This window comes from Streptomyces sp. NPDC050743, from assembly GCF_044456925.1.
In the GTDB taxonomy this organism is placed as follows: Bacteria; Actinomycetota; Actinomycetes; order Streptomycetales; family Streptomycetaceae; genus Streptomyces.
Genome location: NZ_JBITGJ010000014.1, coordinates 1 through 21213, shown reverse-complemented (window position 1 = coordinate 21213; position 21213 = coordinate 1). Strand labels below are relative to the sequence as shown.

At 68.1% G+C, this 21213-nt stretch carries 17 protein-coding genes and 5 pseudogenes; 9 read left to right on the top strand and 13 right to left on the bottom strand.

The window, feature by feature from the left end:
• The first annotated feature begins 8 nt into the window (after nucleotides 1-8).
• Nucleotides 9-305 (top strand): GYD domain-containing protein, encoded by a 297-nt coding sequence (locus tag ACIBJF_RS16645; protein WP_351805721.1) that lies wholly within the window; start codon nucleotides 9-11, stop codon nucleotides 303-305.
• A 69-nt stretch (nucleotides 306-374) separates the two neighbouring features.
• On the opposite strand, the gene ACIBJF_RS16640 is transcribed toward ACIBJF_RS16645, so the two are convergent.
• Both ACIBJF_RS16640 and ACIBJF_RS16635 read right to left on the bottom strand, forming a co-directional pair.
• A complete protein-coding gene (locus ACIBJF_RS16640; protein ID WP_399174413.1) occupies nucleotides 375-1133 on the bottom strand; it encodes a hypothetical protein in 759 nt (252 codons plus the stop codon).
• 879 nt (nucleotides 1134-2012) lie between these two features.
• Nucleotides 2013-2552 carry a hypothetical protein gene (locus tag ACIBJF_RS16635; protein WP_399174412.1) on the bottom strand — a complete coding sequence of 180 codons (540 nt, stop codon included), beginning with the start codon at nucleotides 2550-2552 and terminating at the stop codon, nucleotides 2013-2015.
• Nucleotides 2553-2771: 219 nt separating this feature from the next.
• Here ACIBJF_RS16635 and ACIBJF_RS16630 point away from each other — a divergent pair.
• Both ACIBJF_RS16630 and ACIBJF_RS16625 read left to right on the top strand, forming a co-directional pair.
• A pseudogene (locus ACIBJF_RS16630) lies at nucleotides 2772-2968 on the top strand (DNA primase); the annotation flags it as partial.
• A gap of 523 nt (nucleotides 2969-3491) precedes the next feature.
• Nucleotides 3492-3881, top strand: coding sequence for a hypothetical protein (locus tag ACIBJF_RS16625; protein ID WP_399174411.1), 390 nt, complete (start codon nucleotides 3492-3494; stop codon nucleotides 3879-3881).
• A gap of 425 nt (nucleotides 3882-4306) precedes the next feature.
• Here the strand turns inward: ACIBJF_RS16625 and ACIBJF_RS16620 are convergent, their stop codons facing one another.
• Together ACIBJF_RS16620 and ACIBJF_RS16615 are read right to left on the bottom strand one after the other, a co-directional pair.
• Nucleotides 4307-4435 (bottom strand): hypothetical protein, encoded by a 129-nt coding sequence (locus ACIBJF_RS16620; RefSeq protein WP_399174410.1) that lies wholly within the window; start codon nucleotides 4433-4435, stop codon nucleotides 4307-4309.
• A 232-nt stretch (nucleotides 4436-4667) separates the two neighbouring features.
• Nucleotides 4668-5066 (bottom strand): hypothetical protein, encoded by a 399-nt coding sequence (locus ACIBJF_RS16615; protein ID WP_399174409.1) that lies wholly within the window; start codon nucleotides 5064-5066, stop codon nucleotides 4668-4670.
• Nucleotides 5067-5187: 121 nt separating this feature from the next.
• Between ACIBJF_RS16615 and ACIBJF_RS16610 the strand changes: the two are divergent.
• The 4 genes and pseudogenes from ACIBJF_RS16610 to ACIBJF_RS16595 form a co-directional block, all read left to right on the top strand.
• A pseudogene (locus ACIBJF_RS16610) lies at nucleotides 5188-5517 on the top strand (replication initiator); the annotation flags it as partial.
• A 44-nt stretch (nucleotides 5518-5561) separates the two neighbouring features.
• Nucleotides 5562-5709 (top strand): annotated as a pseudogene (locus ACIBJF_RS16605) (excisionase family DNA-binding protein).
• A pseudogene (locus tag ACIBJF_RS16600) lies at nucleotides 5709-6863 on the top strand (tyrosine-type recombinase/integrase). Before ACIBJF_RS16605 ends, ACIBJF_RS16600 begins: the two co-directional pseudogenes overlap by 1 nt.
• Nucleotides 6864-9625: 2762 nt before the next feature.
• Nucleotides 9626-13474 (top strand): S8 family peptidase, encoded by a 3849-nt coding sequence (locus tag ACIBJF_RS16595; protein ID WP_399174408.1) that lies wholly within the window; start codon nucleotides 9626-9628, stop codon nucleotides 13472-13474.
• Nucleotides 13475-13863: 389 nt separating this feature from the next.
• Here ACIBJF_RS16595 and ACIBJF_RS16590 read toward each other — a convergent pair whose 3' ends face one another.
• Nucleotides 13864-14322, bottom strand: a complete 459-nt coding sequence (locus ACIBJF_RS16590; RefSeq protein ID WP_399174407.1) for a hypothetical protein — start codon at nucleotides 14320-14322, stop codon at nucleotides 13864-13866.
• Between the two features lie 93 nt (nucleotides 14323-14415).
• Here ACIBJF_RS16590 and ACIBJF_RS16585 point away from each other — a divergent pair, with 93 nt between their 5' ends.
• On the top strand, nucleotides 14416-14901 hold the full coding sequence (locus ACIBJF_RS16585) for a hypothetical protein (protein WP_399174406.1): 486 nt from the start codon (nucleotides 14416-14418) through the stop codon (nucleotides 14899-14901).
• A 94-nt stretch (nucleotides 14902-14995) separates the two neighbouring features.
• Here ACIBJF_RS16585 and ACIBJF_RS16580 read toward each other — a convergent pair whose 3' ends face one another.
• From ACIBJF_RS16580 to ACIBJF_RS16555, 6 genes and pseudogenes are all read right to left on the bottom strand, one after another.
• Nucleotides 14996-15409: a hypothetical protein gene (locus ACIBJF_RS16580; protein WP_399174405.1), complete on the bottom strand. Its 414-nt coding sequence runs from the start codon at nucleotides 15407-15409 to the stop codon at nucleotides 14996-14998.
• 916 nt (nucleotides 15410-16325) lie between these two features.
• Complete coding sequence (locus tag ACIBJF_RS16575) at nucleotides 16326-16490, bottom strand: hypothetical protein (RefSeq protein ID WP_399174404.1); 165 nt, start codon at nucleotides 16488-16490, stop codon at nucleotides 16326-16328.
• A gap of 164 nt (nucleotides 16491-16654) precedes the next feature.
• Nucleotides 16655-16774, bottom strand: a pseudogene (locus ACIBJF_RS16570) (AAA family ATPase); the annotation flags it as partial.
• Between the two features lie 31 nt (nucleotides 16775-16805).
• The gene (locus tag ACIBJF_RS16565) at nucleotides 16806-17072 is read right to left on the bottom strand and encodes a LuxR C-terminal-related transcriptional regulator (RefSeq protein WP_399174403.1); all 267 of its coding nucleotides are present in this window, start codon (nucleotides 17070-17072) and stop codon (nucleotides 16806-16808) included.
• Between the two features lie 92 nt (nucleotides 17073-17164).
• A complete protein-coding gene (locus ACIBJF_RS16560; RefSeq protein ID WP_399174402.1) occupies nucleotides 17165-17776 on the bottom strand; it encodes a histidine kinase in 612 nt (203 codons plus the stop codon).
• Between the two features lie 398 nt (nucleotides 17777-18174).
• Nucleotides 18175-18648 (bottom strand): SsgA family sporulation/cell division regulator, encoded by a 474-nt coding sequence (locus tag ACIBJF_RS16555; RefSeq protein WP_399174538.1) that lies wholly within the window; start codon nucleotides 18646-18648, stop codon nucleotides 18175-18177.
• On the opposite strand from ACIBJF_RS16555, the gene ACIBJF_RS16550 reads away from it, so the two are divergent.
• Nucleotides 18647-18805, top strand: a complete 159-nt coding sequence (locus tag ACIBJF_RS16550) for a hypothetical protein (RefSeq protein ID WP_399174545.1) — start codon at nucleotides 18647-18649, stop codon at nucleotides 18803-18805. The two genes, ACIBJF_RS16555 and ACIBJF_RS16550, sit on opposite strands and share 2 nt — an antisense overlap.
• 90 nt (nucleotides 18806-18895) lie before the next feature.
• On the opposite strand, the gene ribA is transcribed toward ACIBJF_RS16550, so the two are convergent.
• The gene (ribA, locus tag ACIBJF_RS16545; protein ID WP_399174401.1) at nucleotides 18896-19573 is read right to left on the bottom strand and encodes a GTP cyclohydrolase II; all 678 of its coding nucleotides are present in this window, start codon (nucleotides 19571-19573) and stop codon (nucleotides 18896-18898) included.
• Between the two features lie 201 nt (nucleotides 19574-19774).
• Complete coding sequence (locus ACIBJF_RS16540; protein ID WP_399174400.1) at nucleotides 19775-20821, bottom strand: zinc-binding dehydrogenase; 1047 nt, start codon at nucleotides 20819-20821, stop codon at nucleotides 19775-19777.
• Between the last annotated feature and the right edge of the window lie 392 nt (nucleotides 20822-21213).

The window sequence follows — 21213 nt, the reverse complement described above, 5'->3', positions numbered from 1 at the left end:
GGAAGAACATGCCGACGTACGTCGCCTTGCTGAGCTGGACCGATCAAGGGGTCCGAAACTACAAGGACACCGCGAAGCGCGCCGAGACCTTCGGCTCCGCGGTACAAAAGCTCGGGGCGAAGCTCTTGAGCATCTACTGGACCGTGGGTCTGTACGACCTCGTGGCCGTGGTCGAGGCGCCCGACGACGAAACCGCCGCCGCGGCGCTCCTGCAGCTCGGTGGGGTGGGCAACGTCCGTTCCACGACGCTGCGTGCCTTCGGCCGAGAGGAGATGGAGCGCATCGTCGCCAAGGCGGCCGGCTGACGGCCTCCACGCAGTGAGTCCCCGGACCCTGATCGGTCCGGGGACTTTCCCGTGCGCCGGGTGGTCCTGTCACCACCAGCCGCCGTAGTCGCACACCACCCGGAAGCTGCCCACGACGCCGTGGCGACCGAATCCGCCGTCGTGGCCGTGGGGCACCACGCCGAAGGTCTCGCTGCGGGGTCCCACGGTGGCGATCGGAGGGCCACCGTCGCAGTTGAAGCCCCGGAAGACCTGGACGGTCCTCCTGCTCTCGTTGAGGATGCTGAAGCTGTGCGCGCCCAGGCCGCTGGCCGTGGTGATGCACCCCTCGATGAAGGCGGGGTACGAGCGTTCGTTGAAGAAGATCCTTCCGCCCCACCCGTGACCGCCACCGCGCCAACCGCCGCCGTCGCGTCCACCGCCGCCGCCCCAACCGCCGCCGTCGCGTCCGCCGCCCCAACCGCCGCCGTCGCGTCCGCCGCCGCCGTCGCGTCCGCCGCCGCCGTCGCGTCCGCCGCCCCAACCGCCGCCGTCGCGTCCGCCGCCGCCGTCGCGTCCGCCGCCGCCATCACGCCCGCCGCCGTCACGGCTCTCGTTTCCGCCTCCGTCCCCGTTCTTGACGCCCCAAGGAGGCGTGGCGGAAGCGGAAGGAGCTGCGGATGCGGCGGGGGGCGTGGGCTGGGCGGCGTGGAGGGCCGGTTGGGCGGGGTGGTGGAGAGGCTGGGCTGCCCGGTGGGCAGCCGGGAACGCCGGGCTGGACTCGATGGGCGAGGCATAGGTGATGCCGGCGGCTGCAAGGACGGTCGCGCCTATACCGGCGCCGACCACAGCGAAAGCACGCGGGGGCATGGGCACTTCTCTCTTTCTTACTGTGCGTCGGCCGGACGACCGATCTGCGACGAACGTACCGACAGCTCGCATAACTGGCATTCCGGGCATGTCCAAGGTGTGAGGTTGTGCGGCCAACCAGGTGTCAGAAGTGGGGGGAGGTGTTTGCCCGCAGCGGTAGGGCATCGGCAAAGGCCCGGCAGGATTCGCCCCGCGGCGCCCGCATCGAGGTGGAAGATCACACCGGCATACGTCGCGTGCCGGAGACGGCCCAGCCACGCTGATTCCGACAGGGAGCACCCCTGGTCCAAGGGGCAGTGCGGAGACTGTGGGCCGGCCGGCTCTGGTCTATGACATCCGAGGTCGGCCAATCATGGTCAGGGCGGCAGGCGTTGTCGACGCGAGCGCCGTTGCGACGGACCTTCCAGTCGTCCACGCGAAATGGGCTGTCCCAGGCGACAGCACCAGAGTGGCTCCCCCCCTACTGGGACGGGACATCGACGATTCGAGCGGCCTGCCTGACGACGGGCGAGCGCAGGAGCAGTCCGGCGCCCCGGTAGCGGAAACGGGTGACGACGCAAGGTAGGCGCCGAGTGCCTGCGGTCCGGAATCGGCCACGTGGGCCCCGCGAAAGACGAGGACTTCTCGGGCGAGGCGTTTCCGGTGCGGCCGGGTGATGTGGTCGGGCGGCGCCTGCCACGGCACGGCCCGCATCCGTGGCCTGGCACGGCGCTGCAGACGGGTGATGGTCGCCTGGCAGAAACCGCAGTCACCGTCAAGGGCGAGCCTGGGCGCGTCGGGGCTGACGTCTGTCGAGAGGTCGATGCGCACGGGCTTGTCCTCCTGTGCAGGGGTTCGTGGGCGGGGCCGGGCAGGCGCGGCGGCCCCGCGAAGGAACGGTCAGGCGCGGGCGAGCCAGAGTTCGAGCACGGCCTCCCGCTCCCGTGACCGGAGGACCTTGGTCGGCCGAGCCTGTTCCCACCACTCGGTCATGACGGCGGGCGTGGCGGTGCCCTGGGTGAAGTGGCTGATCAACCGGCGTGAGAGAGCGACCTCGCGCGGGGAGTAGGCGACGGCGGCGCTGGAGTAGACGGGCGTCCGGTAGGTGCCGTCGGACGCGTCGCATTTGGCCAGGATCTGTTCGAGCATGGCTCTGGCCGTGGAGCGGCCGCCTGTGTCGTCGAGGCGTTGCTGTGCGGTGAGGCCGAGGAGGACGACGCACTGCTGGTAGTCGTTGACGCGGTCTTGCTCAGCCGCCAGTTGCTGTCGGATGCGGTCGAGGAGGGTGGTGAATTCCTTCAGCAGATCCGAGCCGGTGCTTGTGTGGGTCTGGCTTTGGGGGGAGTTGGTGGCACCCGGCTGGTTCTGGACGTTCCCCATCGTCCCGTAGTTCACGACGCCGGAGTTGTCGCCTGATGGCCGGCTGTTCCCGCGGATCACGCTTTTGCTCCTGCCGTTGCGGGCCGGGCATTCATCTGCCACTGGGACGGAGTCCGCTGGTCCACCACGGCCCGGCGACACCCCCGCCGCCGCCTACGGCTGCGGGCAGACCGGCACCGTCACCGGTCTCCGCGCTGTGACGGCTCTGGTCGCTGAGTACGACGCCCACAAGTCCGCCTGCACCGGAGCGCCTGCCGTACCCACCGGGAGGGCCGCCGCATGACCCCCGCGCCCATCGACGGGGCCGCGCTGCTCGATGAGGTGGAAGCCTTCCACCGCCGCTTCAGCGTCTTCCCACCGATGCCGCGTACGTCGCAGTCGCCCTATGGGACGCGCGCGTCCACCTGCTCGACTGCTCCGACTCCATCCCCCGCGTCGCCTTCCTGTCCCCGGAGCCGGGGTCGGGCAAGGCACAGCCAGATCAGCATCACGATGGATGTGTACACGCACGTCGTGCACGACACGCAGGGTGAGGCGATCAGCCACATGGACCGGCTGCTGAAGCGCCGTCTGCCGGGAGCGTGACGACAGCCCCTGTCACGCTTCTACATGGAGTCTTGACTCGACAGAAGCCGCCTTTCATCAGGTCACAGCATTCCGTCGGTTCCTCATTGTGCTTGAGACAGGACTCCGAGGCCGAATAGTCCGGCCTGCGCGGCGGCAGCCCCGCGCGCATGTACCGGACGCCCTCGGGTCGGTCAAGTCCCGAGTTGTCGGCACATGACACCACTGTGCCCCTGAGGCCCACTGGACGTACCGGCCTCACCGGACAAGGAGGCGCGGTTTGGACGGTGAAGCGGGATTCCTTCGCGACGAGACCCCCTCTCACCAAAACGCCGGCCATCCAGGCACGGCGATCCCGTTGGAACCAATCCACCGACCCCGCCCGCACTTCCGAGTGCAGAGCGGAAACCTCTAAGTATCAAAAGGAAAAGACCGATGACCCCTGACTCCCAGCCCCACAAGGCCCCGCCCAAGCAGCGGGTGGCCCGCATCGCATTGGTCGCTGCCTCGACCGCGGTGATCTGCGGGGGCGTCATCCTTCCGGCATCCGCCGCGACGCCGGCTCTGAGCCACTCCACGGCCTCGCCGACCGTGGTCACCAATGACGGTGACGACGACGGTCTGTACGATCCCGGGCTGTGGGGCGACCCCAACACGGGCTACACCAATGGCAACGTCGATGACGGTTTTCCCCAAGACAGCATCTACCCCGACCCCTATCAACCCGGCAAGGTCACCGATGACGTCGGCAGCGTCGATTACGGCGACGGCGGCTTCTACCCCGGTGAGGACACCGTCGTCGACGGAGGCGGTGACAGCTACTGAAACCGTGCAGGCCCGGATGATGCCGACGTCCAGCGCCATGTCGGCCCTGTAGCCCTAACTCCAATGCCCTTCAGTCAAGGGCGGGGCGGGTCTGTCAAGGCCACTGAAGTAGGCAACGGAGTTCCTGCTAGAACCGCGTTTCCGCCAAGATCGCTGTTCGGCGGGGGCTCTGTTGGGTGCCCAGTGTGTCACCTCTCACGAAGTCGTTCGGACGATGCCGACGTACGAAAGTCACCGGGAATCTCCACGCTTCGACGCGGGACCTTCACTCTGCGAGAGCCGTGTTTCACCAGGTCAGCGAATTCCCGTTGGTTCCTCGGAGCGGGAGCGGACTCGGGGGACGCTCGGTTCATCCACTGGACGCCAGCGAGCGCATTCGTGTTCATCACCGTGCTGCCCGATCCGCTTCGGCGGCGGGGAGTGCGTCACCTGTTGTGGCGGTGCTGCTGATCGCTGCGTGCGGTGACGGCCGAACCCGTTCCTGCACCGCGACCGACGGTCGCCAGAAATTGCGCATGCGGCGTCCCGGCATCCACACCCTTGAGTTCTCTCATCTCCCGAGTGTGACCTCAGTCGTCGACGAGTTTGAAAGGGCCCGCCGGACCTGCGCCGGTGCTCACTGCACCACCTCTGAGCAGGGGAAGAGCCTTCGTCGTCTGGCATCGTCTGTCGTCGTTGGCTGCCCTGGGACGGCCGACAGACGGCCCGGCGGAAGGGCATCGGGCACGCAGCTGATCAGTGGGCACGCAAGGGGCACGGAAGACCTGCGCCGCGCCGTCAGCGCACTCAGCCTTCTGCTGTGACCGAGCAGTCCCTGAACGGGATACTGAGGAGTTCACAGGCGGCGACATCCTCCCCCGCCTCGGCATGCTCCGCGTCCGTGGATCGAAGCTTCTGCAGATACGCCGCTGCCGCACGAGTCGCGCTACTGAAACAGGTCGGGTTCTGCTCGACGATCAGGCCGAGGATCTGCACTTGGGCCGATTCCGCGTACGGGTTGAGGTAGTTCTTCTCGTGGGCTTCGCGCTTCTTCTGCGTCCGCAGCTGGCGGGCCCGCTTCCCGAAGTCGGTGCCGGCCTGCTGGCACGTAGCGGACCGTTCGGATGCGCTGTCGTGCCGCGTCGCCCCGACGGCGTACCCGCCTGCGGCGAGCGTGATTGCTCCTGCGCTGACCAGCGCGATCATCGAACGCTTCATGGCCGGGGATCGTATATGCGCAGGTGAGGGCGCCGATCACCGTGCGAGATGCGCGTAGCCAGTTGATGCGATGACGTGACCGCCTCGTGTTCTGATAAAGCGTCAGTTCTACCCCGACCGCCGCCTGTGGGCCTGGGCGCACAGGCTCGGCTTCCGTCGCCACTTCAGCTCCAAGTCCCGCCACTACTCGACCACCCTCGGTGCCCTCCGCCAGGAACGCGCCGACTACCGCGCCGCCCAGGAACGCGAGGCCCTCGGCCTGGAGGACGCCGAGCCGGACACCGTCCTGGTCCTGGCCGACTGGCAGTACGCCGGCCATGGCCACACCCCCGGGGAACCTGTCCTCGCCGCCACCATCGCCCGGGACCTCCACCTCAACCGGGAGACCGCTCGCCAAGCCCTACTCGACCAACTCGCCCTGGAAGGAGCCATAGCTTGACCACCGCCACCGCCACCATCGAACTGCTGACCGTGCCGGAAGTCATGGCACGGCTCAAGGTCGGCCGATCCAAGGTCTACGAACCTGATCCGGTCGCACCGTCTCACCTCGATCAAGATGGACGGTTGCCGCCGCATACCCGCAGATGCGGTCCAGGACTTCATCCTCGGCCAGATCGCGAAGCGTGCCTGATGGCCGGTCAGCGCAAGCGCAACCCCAACGGTGCCGGCACCATCACCAAGTGCAAGGACGGCCGCCACCAGTGCGACGGTCTACGTGCTGCGGCGGGACGGTACCCGTGCCCGCAAGTTCGCCTACGGCAAGACCTGGGCCGAGTGCGACACCAAGCGCCGCGAACTGCTCGCCGAGGCGGACCAGGGCGTGCCCGTGCCGACCCGCTCGGCCAGGCTCACCTAGTGGCTGCCGTATTGGGTGGAGAACGTCATCAAGCCTCGGCGGAAGCTCAGCACGTACGACAAGTACGAGGCGCACGTCCGGCTCCACCTGGTGCCGCTCCTGGGCGCCAAGCGGCTTGAATCGCTTGGCGTCGCCGACGTGCGCCGCTTCCTCGTCCGCATGGAGGAGAAGACCACCGCGGCGACGGCAAAGGAGGCACACCGCGTGCTGCGCTCGGCGCTGTCGTCCGCGTGCCGCGAGGAACTGATCACGTGCAACGTCGCCAAGCTCGTCGAGCCACCTCGCACCGACAACCGCGAGCTGAAGCCCTGGAGCCTGGACGAGACTCTCGACTTCCTGGCCGCAGCGCGAAAGGACCCGCTCTACGCGGCCTTTGCCCTCGCCATCGCCATGGGCCTCCGCCGGGGCGAGATCGTTGGCCTTCGCTGGTCGGACCTCGACCTCGACAACCGCGTCCTCTGCGTCCGCCAGCAGACGCAGCGTCGCCGTGGCGTCCTGTACGACGACGACCCGAAGAGCCGTCACCGCCGTGCGATCCCGCTGCCCGCCCTCTGCATCACGCCCTTGCCCTGGCACCGCATGCGGCAGGCAACTGCCCGCGCCAAGGCGGGGGAGAAGTGGCGGGACTCCGACTACGTGTTCGCCACCGCACCGGACGCCCCGGTCGAGCCGAGTAACCTCTACCGCTCCTTCACCCGCATCGCCCAGTCCGCCCGCCTCCGCGTCATCCGGCTGCACGACGCCCGACACGGCACCGCGACCCTCCTCACGGCGGCAGGAGTCGCGCCCCGCGTCGTGATGGAGATCCTGGGCCACTCTCAGATCAGCATCACCATGACGTCTACACCCACGTCGTCCAGGACACGCAGCGAGAAGCCATGAGCCACATGGACCGGTTGCTCAGGAAGAGGCGCCCGAGTCGTGGGTGACCGCCCCCATTGATGTCAGAAGTAGATGTCAAAGGCCCCGGACCAAGATCGGTCCGGGGCCCTTTCCCTAGTGCCCCCGGCAGGATTCGAACCTGCGACACCCGCTTTAGGAGCGAGGTGGGGCAGATGCTCGGGTGACCAGCAGCTTTGCCGTCTCGGGTGCATCTGGCGCTGAGTGCTGTGCCGTACCGCGGTTCCCCGTGAGACCCCGTCCGTTCTGGCACGAGAGTGGCACCGCCCGCGGACAGTGCCACAGCCCGTGGATGCGAACTATGGGCACGGTGGTCGCTGACGTCTGCCGGGCACGTCAGATGGTTGCTCGGGGCTGGTTGCGGTGGTTGCTGTACGGCGTTGCTGTACAGCAGGTGGCCGACGGGGTGGCTATGGTGCCGCTGCTCCGCCGGTGACGACGAGGCAACCGCAGCTGCCCTGGCCGAATGTGGACCCTGTCTGGCCTCGTCAGAGCGTCAGGGAAGCAGGGCATCCGACGATCAGTCTTGGCGCTCGACAGCGTCCGGCTGAAGCCGTAGTTCCTGGACTTGATAGCAATCCGAATAGATGGTTCCGACGATCGTTCCGCATACACATGCGAGATTGGGCCCCCATTCACCGTCCATCCCACAGCAGTACCCGCGGCGCATCGCGATGTCGGGATGCCCCTGCAGACCGAGGCCGTCTTCAGGGTTGAGCACGACGGTGCCTCTCGGACCGGACTCCACCAGTAGACCCGATGCAGCATCCAATACGTAGGGAGGGCCGCACGGTTCGGGGTCGATCGCAAATGTTCCCGGCCCCATCCGCACGATGGGATCACTGGTATGCCCGTTTGCGTCCGCCGGCGACGCCTCCGGCCGGTACCACCCTTCATCCGTGTTCGGATCAGGCAAGGACCGCTCGGCGAGTGGCCGCGTCAGCACACAGTGGCAACCGCGACACCGGAAGACGGTCATTGAGCACCTCGTTTCTCCGATCATTATCGGTGGGCCAGGTGCCCATGCGGTCCGCGGAGTCCCAATGACTGCAAGCCGACGGTGCGCCGCCCATCAGTGAGGACGGAGCACTGTGTCTGCTGCGGGTCTTGAGGCTTGGCCCTCATCCCTATCAGGTCGATCGCAGCGCGTTCTCGACGTAGGTCAACCCGTCCTGGGCCTCCGCTGATCGTGCACTGAAGTTCGGCACCGACCGTCGCTGTTCGCACCTGTTGGTGGCAGCCGCTGGTGTCAGAAGCCGAGGGCAGTCTTGACGAGGGCAGTACGGCCGTTCGGGAAAGCTCGCGTGTGGCGAGATGGGTCATTTGCGCGAGCGACGCCACAGACCTCGCCTCTGATCGGCCGGTATCTCGACCTCCTGTGGCGCGGGCGGCTCATGCACTTCGGCGAGTTCCGCGACTGATACGCGGAAAGACTCAGCGATCCACCGAGGCTTCTTCTCTCGAAGAATCACCATGAGCGCTCTTTCGGGCAACCGGTAGATCTCGCGCGTGCAATCCGGTCGCGGGTAGTGGCAGTGCGACCGGGCGACGTCGAGCGCCACCTCCCACGCCTCCTCAGCGCCCCCTTCCACCGGAAGGGTCTTGACATGTGGCTCACCTTCAGACGCCTCGATCACAACGAACCATCCTCCGGACGTATTCAATTGTGCCCCTCCCCTGGTGCCGGATACGTCGCAGTCAGAGTCGGTATCGTCCCCTGAAAGCCAGGGTTCTTGCTACGAGCAACCCCCGCCCTCCCCAGCTCCCATCCCGTCCGCCGTCGACCCACACACCGCGGAGCGGGCGTGGTTCATGGCGTTCAGGTGGAGCGCGCCACTGTACGAACGCCCTGGACGCCAGGGGCCGCGTCTGCTCGGCTTTGCCTGGGGCGACGGTGGACCGGATGGGAGATACCCGCACACGCCACAACGGACCCGCAGTCGGCGATGGCGCCCCCTCCATCCCGGTGCCGGCCGATCCCCCGCCGGAGGCATTGCCTTGACCGTGGGCCGCGCCGTGCGGTGATCTGCTCATGGCCTCCGGCCCCATCCACACGTGGGCGCGCGTCGGCGCAGCACGGGCGGAGCGGGCCGGAGGCAGGAGCGGCGCCCGCAGCGGAGCCGGGAGCGCGCCCGGCGGAGCGGAGCGCAGCCGGGGCTTGAACCCGTAGAGAAAGTTGTAACTCACTCTGTCGGCGTGGCTTCTAAAACTGACGATCATCGTTGACACCTGGGTTCCGTCCGGGTAGTACCTGGCGCTCGTCGCCGACGCCCATGGCGGTGGGGCTGGTCCCAGCCTCGGTGAGGCTCAGCGAGGCTGGTGACGCGGTCGGCAGTGGTGATGGTGTGAGGGCCGGGGACAGCGCACCGTCACGGTCAGCGTGGCGGGGTCGGTGGTGGCGGTGCCGGCGATATTGGTTGAAGACCGGCACAGACGAACCAGTCCCCTGTTCCCACACCCGGCCCGCAAACCGACTTCGGACGCCGGACCTCGGTCGCTCTGACATTGGCGCCCTTGCTGCATCAACCAATCTCGGCAAGTGATACACCATCACCAAACGTGATGGAGTAATCCGTCGTCGTACTCATCAGACGGCTCCTCCGGAGGAGAAACACGCCTAATTCATGGCAATCCCCGTCGCGCTGACAGCGTGGCGGCGGCGCGCGGGCGGCGGGTGTCGCAGTTGGGGCATGTCGCAATTGCGACACCTGAGGCCAGTGACAGGTTGAGCTGCGTCAAGGGATCCTTTCGGACAGCTTGCGCCCCCCGCTGTACGAGAGGTGTCTCCCTGATGTCAAGAATCCGCCTGACGGCGGCAATATCGACTGGAGTGGTACTAGCTGCCGGAGTTGTGCCAGTCGCATTCGCGGCGCAGACGGCAGCCACCGGGACCGCCGCTCATCCCGCCGCTGTACCGGGGGCTCGCTCCGTGACCGTCCGGCTGGTGACCGGTGACCGGGTGACCGTGACGACGCTGCCCGGCGGACGGCAGACCGCGTCGGTGCAGCCTGGACCCGGGCGCGAACACATCCCCTTCCAGACGCTGGAGGGGGACGACAAGCAGTTGACCGTGATGCCGTTCGACGCCGAGGCGCTGGTGTCGGCAGGCACCCTGGACCGGCAGCTGTTCAATGTGACGGCGCTTATCTCTCAGGGCTACGACGAGGCACACACCTCCGCGCTGCCGCTGATCGTCTCCTCACGGCCGGAGCCGTCACGGGCCGGGGCCAGGGTCACCGCACAGGCGGCGAAGACGGCCGCGGCGACGGCCGACCGCCTGGTGGCGCTCAACACGTCGGCGACGCCCTCCCGTGACCTGCAGAGCATCCACGCGCGGTCGGTGCGGGTCGCCGACCACGACCTGGGGAAGTTCTGGAAGACGCTGAACCCCGGCAGAACGCCGGACGCCGCCCGCGCCACGGTCACCCCGCGCATCTCGCTGGACGGCAAGGTGAAGGCTCTGCTGGACCGCAGCACCGCACAGATCAACGCCCCCACCGCCTGGAAGGCCGGCTACGAAGGCCAGGGCGTCAAGGTGGCCGTGCTGGACACCGGTGTCGACGCCGGTCACCCCGACCTCGTCGGCCGCATCGCGGAGGCCAAGGACTTCTCCGGCAGTGGGAACACCGGCGACCACTTCGGCCACGGTACGCACGTCGCCTCGATCGTCGGCGGCAGCGGGGCCGCCTCCGACGGCACCCGACGCGGTGTCGCGCCCAAGGCCGACCTGCTGATCGGCAAGGTGCTGGACGACAACGGCTACGGCAACGAGTCGGGCATCATCGACGGCATGGAGTGGGCGACCGCCGAGCACGCCAAGGTCGTCAACATGAGCCTCGGGGCGGACGAGCAGACCGACGGCACCGACCCGCTCAGCCAGGCCGTCGACAACCTGACCGCCTCCACCGGCACGCTCTTCGTGATCGCGGCGGGCAACTCGGGCCCAGGCCAGTCCACCGTCGGCACGCCCGGCGCAGCCGATGCCGCGCTGACCGTGGGCGCCGTCGACCGCGACGACTCTCTGGCCCCCTTCTCCAGCCGCGGCCCGCGCTTCGGCGACGACGCGGTCAAGCCCGACGTGACCGCCCCCGGCGTGGGCATCGTCGCCGCCCGCGCGGCCGGCACCACCCTGGGCGACCCGATCGACGCCAACTACGTCGCGCTGTCCGGTACCTCCATGGCCACCCCGCACGTCGCCGGCGCCGCCGCGCTGCTGGCCCAGCAGCACCCGGACTGGGACGCCCAGCAGCTCAAGGACGCCCTGATCAGCACCGCGCACACGGTGCCCGGCACCAAGGTGACCGAGCAGGGCGGCGGCCGCATCGACGTGGCCGCGGCCATGGGCCCGGTGACGGCCACCGGCTCCGTCACCCTCGCCCCGCTGACCACCGGTGGCACGCAGGGGCCGCAGCAGGCGGCCACCCTTCGCTACACCAACACCGGCGATCACCCGCTCACCCTCTCCCTGGCCGTCAACCTGGCCACCGAGACCGGGAAGGCAATCCCCGACGGGGTGGTCAGCCCCGACTCCAGCACCGTGCAACTGGCTCCCGGTGCCACCGCCGACGTACCGCTGCGCACCGACGCGACCCACGCCGTCCGCGGCAAGTTCTACGGATACATCACCGCGAAGTCCGCCGACGGCACCGTGCTCGCCCACACCACCGTGTCTCTCGTGGTGCACGCCCCCCAGCACCGGCTGACCGTGGTCTACCGCGACCGCGACGGCAAGATCGTGCCCGGCTCACTGCCGACCATCTGGGGCCCCGACGGGTTCGTGAACTACACGGACCGCGACGCGGGAGTCGCCGTCGTGGAAGAGGGCACGTACAACATCAACTCCGGTTTCTACGACCGGACCGATGACGGCGAAGAGGCCGGCCAGATCGTCGACCCCGAGGTGAAGGTCACCAAGGACATGACGGTGACGCTGAATGCCGCCGATGTCACCGAGGTGAAGATCCGCACGCCTCGCCCCGCCGAGCAGCACGGCGTTCTCAGCACCATGTTCTACCGCCAGATCGACGGTCACGGCCTGCTCCAGGGCGCCCTGTTCTTCGACACCGTCAAGCGGCTCTATGTCAGCCCCACCGCTGCGGTCACCGACGGTGCCTTCGAGTTCTCCTCGCGCTGGCAGATGACGGCTCCGCAGCTGCGGGCCAAGGTCTCGGGCAGCTCACAGCAGTTCGCGCCGTACTACCAGGTGACCTCCCCGGTCTTCGGGGACCAGGGCGCGCGGCTGACCGCTGCGGCCGCCGGCCTGGCGGCGGCGCCCGACTTCCGCGGGGCGCGCGGCAAGCTGGCCGTCGTACGGGACGACAACTCCGCCTGGTACGACCGACGGGCTCTCGCGCAGGCCGCGGCGGACGCGGGAGCCAAGGCGCTGCTGGTGGTGCAGCCCGAGGGATTCTCCGACTGGACCCGGTGGCAGCCGAATGGTGACCGGATGGCCCTGCCCACCATGCAGACTTCCTGGAAGAACGGGACGGCTCTGCTGGAGCGCATGGCGAAGGGCGACACGACGGTGGAGTTCTCCGGCACCGTCCGCAGCCCGTACCTGTACGACGTGATGCAGGTTTCGAAGGGCTCCATCCCCAAGCAGGTGGTCTACACCGTCTCGGATCGGAACAGCGCGGAGGTCCGCAGTACGTACACCCGCACCGGTGCCTCGTCCTGGGCGAGCGAGCAGCGTTTCGGATGGCGGCCGTTCGAGGACACCGCGTGGAACCAGTACAGCCGCTATGTTCCGGTAGGACAGGAACGCGTCGAGTACGTAAGCGCCGGGGACACGCTGTGGCAGCACGTCGTGCACCACAACGTCATCGACAACGTCGACTTCCCGCTGCAGGCCGGCATGCACGACGCCCCGCACACCTACCAGCCCGGACAGAGCGCCACGGAGCGGTGGTTCGGAGCAGTGGTCCGCCCGTCGATCCCGCGCGGTAAGGGCCTGTCATCGGTGCGCAACGGCGACACCCTGTCGGTGTACGTTCCGGAATTCAACGACTCCGGCGCCGGCCACTGGTCGTTCGCGGAGAGCGACCCCTTCGGCGGAATCGGCGGCGGCGTCGGCACGGCTTCCGTCAACGACACGGCCGAGGCGGTGCTGTACCGGAACGGGGAGCGGATCGCCACCTCCGACAACGGTGCGTGGGGCAACTTCGAGGTGCCCGCGGGCAACGCCGAATACCGGCTCGACCTGACCACCGCCCGCGTCTCGGACGACTGGCACTTCGGCACCCGCACCCACACCTCGTGGACGTTCCACTCGGACACCGCGGCCGACACGACCCTGCTGCCGCTGCTCCAGCTCGACTACGACGTACCGGTCGACGCACAGAACGCGGTCGGCGCGGCGCGCGCGCACGCCCTCGGCCTGACCATCCGCATGCAGGACGGCATGGCGGCCCCCCGCGGGGTGACGCTGAAGGTCGAAGCGTCGTACGACGACGGGAAGAGCTGGAGCACCGCGCGCACGGCGCGGCACGGCGGTGACGGGCAGTTCACCGCCACTGTGGAGCGGCCGTCGGGCGTACACGGCGACGCGTACGTGACGCTGCGGCTCACCGCCACGGACGCCGACGGCAACAGCGTCCAGCAGACCGTGAACCGCGCCTACCTGCACCACGGGACCGCGTGAGCCGCCGGGAACGCTGACGCTGGCTGATCCGGCTGAACCACGGCGGGTGCCAAGGGCCCACAGGCCCTTGGCACCCGCCGTGCCATCTGCGGCCTTGGACTTCTGCTTTTGCGCGCGAGCCCAAGTCCAGATTCGCCCAGAGGGGCCTTTCTGATACTCCGATGCAGGTCAGACCTGGTGCCCCCGGCAGGATCTCGACGCCCGCTTTAGGAGAGAGAAGCGGGAGTGAGGACGCTGACCTGGAGCTTCGATACCTGGCTAGGCCACCGAGAACTCGACCGCGAGACACCCACGTTGACCGTGGCTGACCCTTGTATCCGGCACGACTGTGGCACGCGCCGAGACGGCTCGGAACCTGGCAGGCTCCGCGGGTGCCCGGTGCCCGGTGCTCAACCGCCGTAGCGGCTGCGCAAATCTTCGGTGATTCGCGACATCAGCCCAATCGAAGCCTCAGGTGGTGTCTCCATCAGCGGACGCTCTGCCTGGGGATCGTAGGCAGTCAGCCCGGTCTCCTTCTCGACGATGGCGGCAAGGGCGGAGATCTGGCCGAGCACGACTGCAGCGTCGTCTCCCGCATGCCAGTAGGGCACAGTGATGGTCACCTCGTCACCGAATACGGACAGGTCGATGCCGGTGCCCGAGTGGCTCAGGTCCCGCGACTCCTGCTTGTACTCCGTGATCTCTACTTCGCCCAGCAGGGTCCGAGCCTGCGGCACTATTCGGTCCCAAGCTCCAAGGAGGTGCGCGGGGATCGGCTCGCTGTCCTCGGCTGCCTCCTCCATCGCCTCCAGGACCTCATCCCAGGACTGCCCGTCGCGTCGGTTCAAGAAGTAGATGTCGTAGCTCACTGCATGATCGTAGTCACGTGAACACTGCGAGGGCAGGGCTGCTGAGGATGCGGACTCATTGGTCGTCATCTTCGATGAGAAGGAGGCCGCCGCATGCAGAATTCCCGCCAGCTCCGAACCCGCCCTCGGGCACAGGTGACAGCACCGATCGGTACGGCAGCCACCCCCGAGCTTGTCGCCTCCTCGGGGCCGGTCTGGCCGCCCGACGTCAGCACGATGCAAGCCGGGAGTCCTGGACCGGCCGAGGCGGGGGACGACGGAAGGAACGCCAAGAAAGTGCAGCACCTCGCCGCTGGAGCGCATGGGCCGTCCCCGCTGATCGACATCGTCTTCGCCGTGGGCGGCATGGTTTTCCTGTGGTGCGGATTGAGTTGGGCGTTCGATGTGCGGGGGATCACCACTCGTAGAGCCGAACGGATTCGGCGCAGGAACGAGGAGACGTGGACGGCGACGGGACGTCTCGGCGGGACTCCGACGCTTTTCGCGTCTCCTGGGTATCTGCGGTTCTTGGGCGCTGTCATGGCAGGTGCGGGACTTCTCCTGCTCGTCGCGGTGTATGCGCTGTGGCACCTGGGCTGAAGGCAGACGCTGCGCGACCGCTCTGCCGATGAAGTGAGTCTGCGCCGGCTGGGGCTCTCCGCTGGACTCACTTCGCTGTCGACCGACATCGCCATCACCCAGTACGCAAGAAGCGGCTGGGCCCCGTCAGGGAGCCCAGCCGCACTTCGGAGGACGTCAGGCCGCCACCGACCCCTCCCGCTCCTGCTCGGCCGCCGCCGTCAGCTTGGCCAACTCCGCTTCCGCCTCGGCCAGCTCCGCCTTCCGTGGGCTCCAGCTCCGCATCGCCGTCCAGGGCCTCCACCGTCCCCTCGGGAGCCTCGGTCGGCTCGGCCTCCCCGGTTTCCGGCTCCTGCGGCGCAACCTCCAGCTCGGGACGCACCTCGAGCTGCTTCGCCTCGGACATCGCCTTCGCCTTGCGCAGCTTCTTCGCCGCCTCAGCCGCCGCCTCGCGCACGCGCTCCTGGTCGCTGGAGGAGACGTTGGCCTTTCTGGAGGCCGCGCGCAGCGATCCGCTGTACGAGGTCACGACACGTGATGACGCCTGGGGGCGCCGGTGGGGTCCCTGGGGCGGGAGTGGCAGCGCCCTCCTTGATCGGTGAACTCGGTCGCACTGCCGTCAACTGCTGCCGTCAAAACGGCCCGGACCATGATCGGTCCGGGCCGTTTTCCCTTGTGCCCCCGGCAGGATTCGAACCTGCGACACCCGCTTTAGGAGAGGTCTTATAGCCTGCCCCGTCCGTGATGGCCTTTCCCTGGCTTCACTGTTCCTGCTGGTCAGCGTGGTGCGGTCTTCCGTCTCTGTCTGATCTTTCCCTGCCTTTACACGGCCTTCCGTTCCCATGACGTTCCCATGAGGGCCCCCAGGGGCCCCTGGGAACGGGGGCGGGGGAGTCGGCTGGGGCCAGCCGGGGTGGCCGAAGCGGTGAGCACCGCAGACCCTTTGGGGACGACAAAGGCCCCGCCCCCGTCAGGGGTCGAGGCCCTCGGCCGTCTACGCGGCCCTGTAGAGGCCGCTGAGCACAGGCTAGCGGCTTGGGCTCAGCCGCGGGAGGCCAAGACGTACCAGAGGCCCCTGCCGGAGCGGTGGCCGATCGAGATCATGATCGAGACGGTGCCAGCTCGGCCAGTCCCAGCCCTCGAAGTCGTCCCCTGGGGTGATCAGCCGGGGCACCTCGCTTCGAACGGCGGCAGGTTCGTGGCGACTGCCGGAGATCATTGAGACGCCGGTGCCAAGTGGTTGCTGACGGAGGAGATTCCCTTGGCTTCGTTGATCTCTAGTAACAGCGATTATCGACGCGTTCGGGAGTCAGTTGGTGATCAACAGAGTCGCGGATGTCGACGAGAAGTGACGGCGCTGCCTGGGCGGCTGGTCGGCAAGGCGCGTTCTGAACATGTAGCTGCGTAGTTCGCCCGGTGCTACTGAGACCTGAGAGGCTGAGCGGTCACTGCGATGACCTCTGCGATCCGAGGATGATGCCGATCAGTCCGCCAACAACGGCGCCGAGCCATGGCCCGAGATAGGAGAGAGAGGCGACATCGGCGTTCCAAGTGCGGACGATGATGATGATCAGACTGAGCAGGATCAGCTGCGCGATCAGATAGACCAAGATCTTTCGTCGTGCGGTCCAGCCTCGCATGTGCTCTACGAGTTTCTGCCTCATCAAGCCCCCTGACCATCGGAATGACGTGGACGATGGTAGAGCTCGCAGAGCACAGGCAACGCGTTCCTGCCCTGATCCGCCGGACCTGCAGGCGGTCATTCGGCCGTATGTCAGCTGGCCTTGACTGGTTCCTCGGTTCGGGCTCGGGTGCTGGCGAGGCGGTAGGAGTCGGTGCCGGTCTCGATGATGGTTCCGTTGAACGTGAGCCGGTCGACGATGGCCGCGCGGAGCCCCGCTGCGGGTACCGGCTGCTCGATCGGCTCAGAGCCAGCCGCGGCGGACCGCCTGTGCGCCCGCCTGGAACCGGCTGGTCGCGCCGAGGCGGGCGGTCAGGTCGGTGATCCGGCGCCGCAGTGTGCGTTCACTGAGGCCGAGTTGACGGCATGTGGTCTCGTCCTTCAATCCGGCATGGAGCAGATGGAGCAGGGCACGATCAGTGGCGCTGAGGTCCAGATCGTCTTCCGTCTCCTGTGCCTCGCTGCCGAAAACGGGGGTGGCCTGCCGCCAGCACGCTTCGAAGAGTTCCACCAGGGCGTCGCACAGCGGTGACTCCTCGATGCAGGAGCAGCGGCCGCAGGACGGGAAGACAGCGCCGGCGCCGACGGTGACGTGTGACCGAGTCAGACGGCGGGGCCGTGGAGCCTCTGCTTGAGCGCCTTCCCGCGCGCCTCCACTGTGGCTTCCAGGCGGGCCTTCTTCTGCTCCCGGCGTGCCCTGGCGGCCTCGCGCTCCGCCGCCTCCTCCGCCTCGCGGACCGCCTTGACTTCGGCGCGTACCCGGTCAGCCGGCCTGCGCTCCAGCACCGCACCGAATCGCATGGCGAGGAGGTCGATCGCCGACGTGTCGCGCTCGGCGACCTCCGCGACCAGCACCGTGCTACCCGCGCTGACCTCGTCGGCCACCAGAGCCACAAGGCCGGAGCTGCCCGTCGCCCGCCGCCAGTCGGCGCCGCCGCCAACCAGGGCGCCGGTGCCCCAGCCCAGCACCACGCCAAGCGGTCCACCGAGGAGACCCACCACCGACCCGACCAACCCTCCGACCAGCGTGCCTTCCCCTGCCCTGGCGTCGACTCCCTCGGGAATCCGCACTGTCCCGTCCAGTTGGCGCTCGACGAGCATCGCCCCCGTGACCTGCACGCTCGGCCCGCCGAGCTGCTTCAGCTCACTGAGCGCCTGGTAGGCGGAGGCCTGCTCGGTGAAGCGGAAGACGACGATGTTCTCGGCCCTGTCCATGGCCACTCCTCAACTGCTCATAGGTCCCGTACTCGGCCGGGAAACCCCTCTGTGAGACAGTATGTATCGAAGAGCGCTGTGAGTCAAGTTGTCTCATAGTGGTGGACCGCCGCCTCGGGTTGACCCCGCCACCGGCGACTTGGCTCCTCTTCCGACCAGTAGCCGCCCACCAGGCCCGCTCTAGCGATTCGGGCCGGTGTGGCCCTCGCCGTCCGAAGAGTCCCGCCGCTTCCTCCTGCCCCCAGCGGAAGCGTCTTTCCTTTTCGTCAGTTCGAGAGGTGCGTTGCTGCAGACGGTGCAATGGCCGGGATCAATGATGTTCTCGACCCTCAAGGTGAACTCAGGAGCGGGCGCCACCCTTTGGGTGGCTGCCCCTCGCTTGAAGCCGGATTTTGTAATCACGGGGCTCCCGAACGAATCCGGAAAACGGAGCCTCGAACTCGATGAAGAGTTGCTGCGCTTCTCTGCCGGCCATGGCGAACCCGGCCGGCAACTTCGGCTCCTCGTCCGGACCGGTTCGCAGACGCGACGGTGAGGACACCCACAAGAATGGCAGATGGGAGGCAGGGCTCATCAGGGAAGGTCAACCTGAGATCCTGTACGACCATCGGCTTGGCGCCGGTGTTGTGCAGGACGAGCGGAAGCCGCACGCGGACCGCGGAGCGGTCAGAAGGTGCCGGGGGAGTGAGAAGGATACAGAGGTCATACTCGTCGGCGGACCATACATGTATGTCCCCCTCGCCGACGGGGCCCTCCAGGCCATCGGCGAGAAGACCTCGCCCGATGATCCATTCCACCGTCTCGTCACTGCCGACAACGGCGAAAGCAACGCGGACAGCATAGGGACCGCTGGGCTCGTACTGCAGCCTCATGGTCATCGACAAGGACGTCTCGTTCGACTGGTCGTGTTCGGACGTCGGTGCCGCAACTGGCGCGATTCGCGGGGCATTGTTCGAATGCAGCGGCATGGGCCGCTCTCGTACCTACGCGTCGGTCGGCTTGCACTGGGTCACCGGGCGCGAGAGGTAGTCGGCCAAGGGCTGTTCGCCGGAAGCCGAGACGCACGCGCTCCGTACCGCGGTGACGACAGGCTGGGCATGACCCGATGGGCATCCGCCGTCAGCCCGCCGTCAGGTCCGTCAGCGGCAGTGTGTGCTGCGTGCGGACCACCTTGGCGCGCAGGTAGTGGACGTTGTGCGCCGTGGTGAAGACGCCGGTGGGAACGTGGTGGGTCACCGTAAGGCCCAGGGCGCGGAGCTGGGCCGCCTTGTCGGGGTTGTTGGACAGCAGGTCCAGCTCACCGATACCGAGGGCGCGGAGCATCTGCGCGGCGGCCGTGTAGTCGCGGGCGTCCTCCGGCAGGCCGAGGGCCGTGTTGGCCTCGTAGGTGTCGAGGCCCTGGTCTTGGAGGGCGTAGGCGTCGAGCTTGTTGTAGAGGCCGATGCCGCGGCCCTCCTGGCGGAGGTAGAGCAGGACGCCCCCGGTGGTGGCGATGCGCTCGACCGCCTCGCGCAGCTGGGGACCGCAGTCGCAGCGGGCCGAGCCGAAGACGTCGCCGGTCAGGCACTCGGAGTGCAGGCGCACCAGCGGAGTCCGGTCGGAATCGGACGGGCCGAGGACGACGGCCACATGTTCCTGGCCGTCGGTGAGGCTGTGGAAGGTGGCGAGGTCGGCGGTCACCGTATAGCCGTCGCCGAAGCGGAGCGGGACCGTCACGCGGGACCGGACCGTAGCTGCTGGGAGGCCGGTCGGATTGCTGCTCTCGCTGGGTGCGGTGGCATCACGTTCGTCGCGCATGTCGGTCTGCTTCTCCGGGGAGGACGGTTGCGGGTGTTGTTCGCGCGATGGGCCGACGTCGGCGCCGCACCGGCACGTCGATCGCGTCGAATGGGCGTCGACGTTCCCGTGCCCGCGCAACCCCCGCTCTTCACGGGAACGCGCCGGCCGCACACCTTCGCACAGTGCACGGCCGGCGCGCCCACGCGCTCGGTCGAGTCGTCAGGGGACGAGGATGAGGCGGATCGGGTCGCCGATCTTGTGCTCCAGGCGGTGGATCGCCTCGGGGGCGTCGGCCAGGGGGATGTGGTCGGTGATGGACGGGGCCAGGTCGAGACGGCCGCTGCCGGCCAACCGGATCAGCTCGTAGACGTGGTCGAACGAGGATCCGTAGTGTCCGTAGACCTTCTTGTTCTTCAGGTTGAAGGTCATCTTCTCGGAGATCGTCAGCGGTTCCATGGTGATACCCACCAGGACCAGCGCGCCTCGGTTCCCGAGAAGGGGCGACGCCTGTTCCCGGACCCGGGGAACGCCCGCGAAGTCGAAGGCGTAGTCCAGGCCCAGTCCCTCGGTGGCCCGCAGCACGGCCTCGGCGAAGCCGGGGTCGGTGGGGTCGAGCGCGATGTCGGCGCCGAAGGCGAGGGCTCGCTCGCGTGCACGGGGCAGCGGGTCGACGGCGATGATGGGCGCGGCGCCCATCATGCGGGCCAGCCGGACGGCGTGAGCGCCCACTCCACCGACTCCCCAGATGCCCACCGACTGTGCGGAACGCACCTGCACGGTCTCGACGAGTGCCGCGTAGGAGGTGGAGACGGCGTCGGGGATGATGGCCGCCTGGTCGAAGGGAAGGGAGTCGGGAATGGGGACGACGGTGTCCTCACGGGCGATCGTGTACTGGGACCAGCCACCGTCGTAGTCGACGCCGCGACCGCGGAACGATGTGCACGTGCCGCCCCTGACGCAGGTGGCGCACTCACGGCAGGGCTGTCCCGCCTGCAGGGCGACCCGCGTGCCGACGGCCAGGTCCCGCTTGAGGCCGGGTCCCAGGGCATGGATGACGCCGGAGAGTTCATGCCCGAGGGTGAGCACATTGGACTTCAGGTGCACCGGCGAGATGCTGCCGTCGATGAGGTGGAGGTCGGAGAGGCACACCCCGGCCGCCTTCACCTCGATCAGTACTTCGCCCGGTCCGGGCTCGGGAACCGGGATCTCCTCCACCAGGAACTTCTTCGTGTCCAGGTGGACGCGTCCTGCCAGCATGGTGTCCATCGTTGTGGGCCTTCTTGAGTAGTGGTTGCGGGTTCGGACAGCTGCGGCTGTCCGCGAGACCACAGGTGGGTGAGGGGCGCTGCGAGGATTCGAGAGATCGGGGCCGCAACCACCGGGCCGGGCCAGGTTCGGCGGGCTGGTGCGGGGCCGGCCGGACGGTACCCTCAACCGTCCGGCCGGCCCCGTCGGTGCCCCATGGCCGCCGGTCCGACGCTCGGCGGCTATGGGGCGGTCTCGGCGACCCGGTTCTGCGCGAGGACAGCGCGCTGGAACAGGGCGTGGGCCCGGTTCGTCTGGCGGTATGCCAGGTTCTGCATCGCCAGTTCGAGTCCCTTGCCGGTGTCGGCACCAACGCCGAGCCAGAAGTCGGCCGCGTGGTCGGCGTAGGCCTC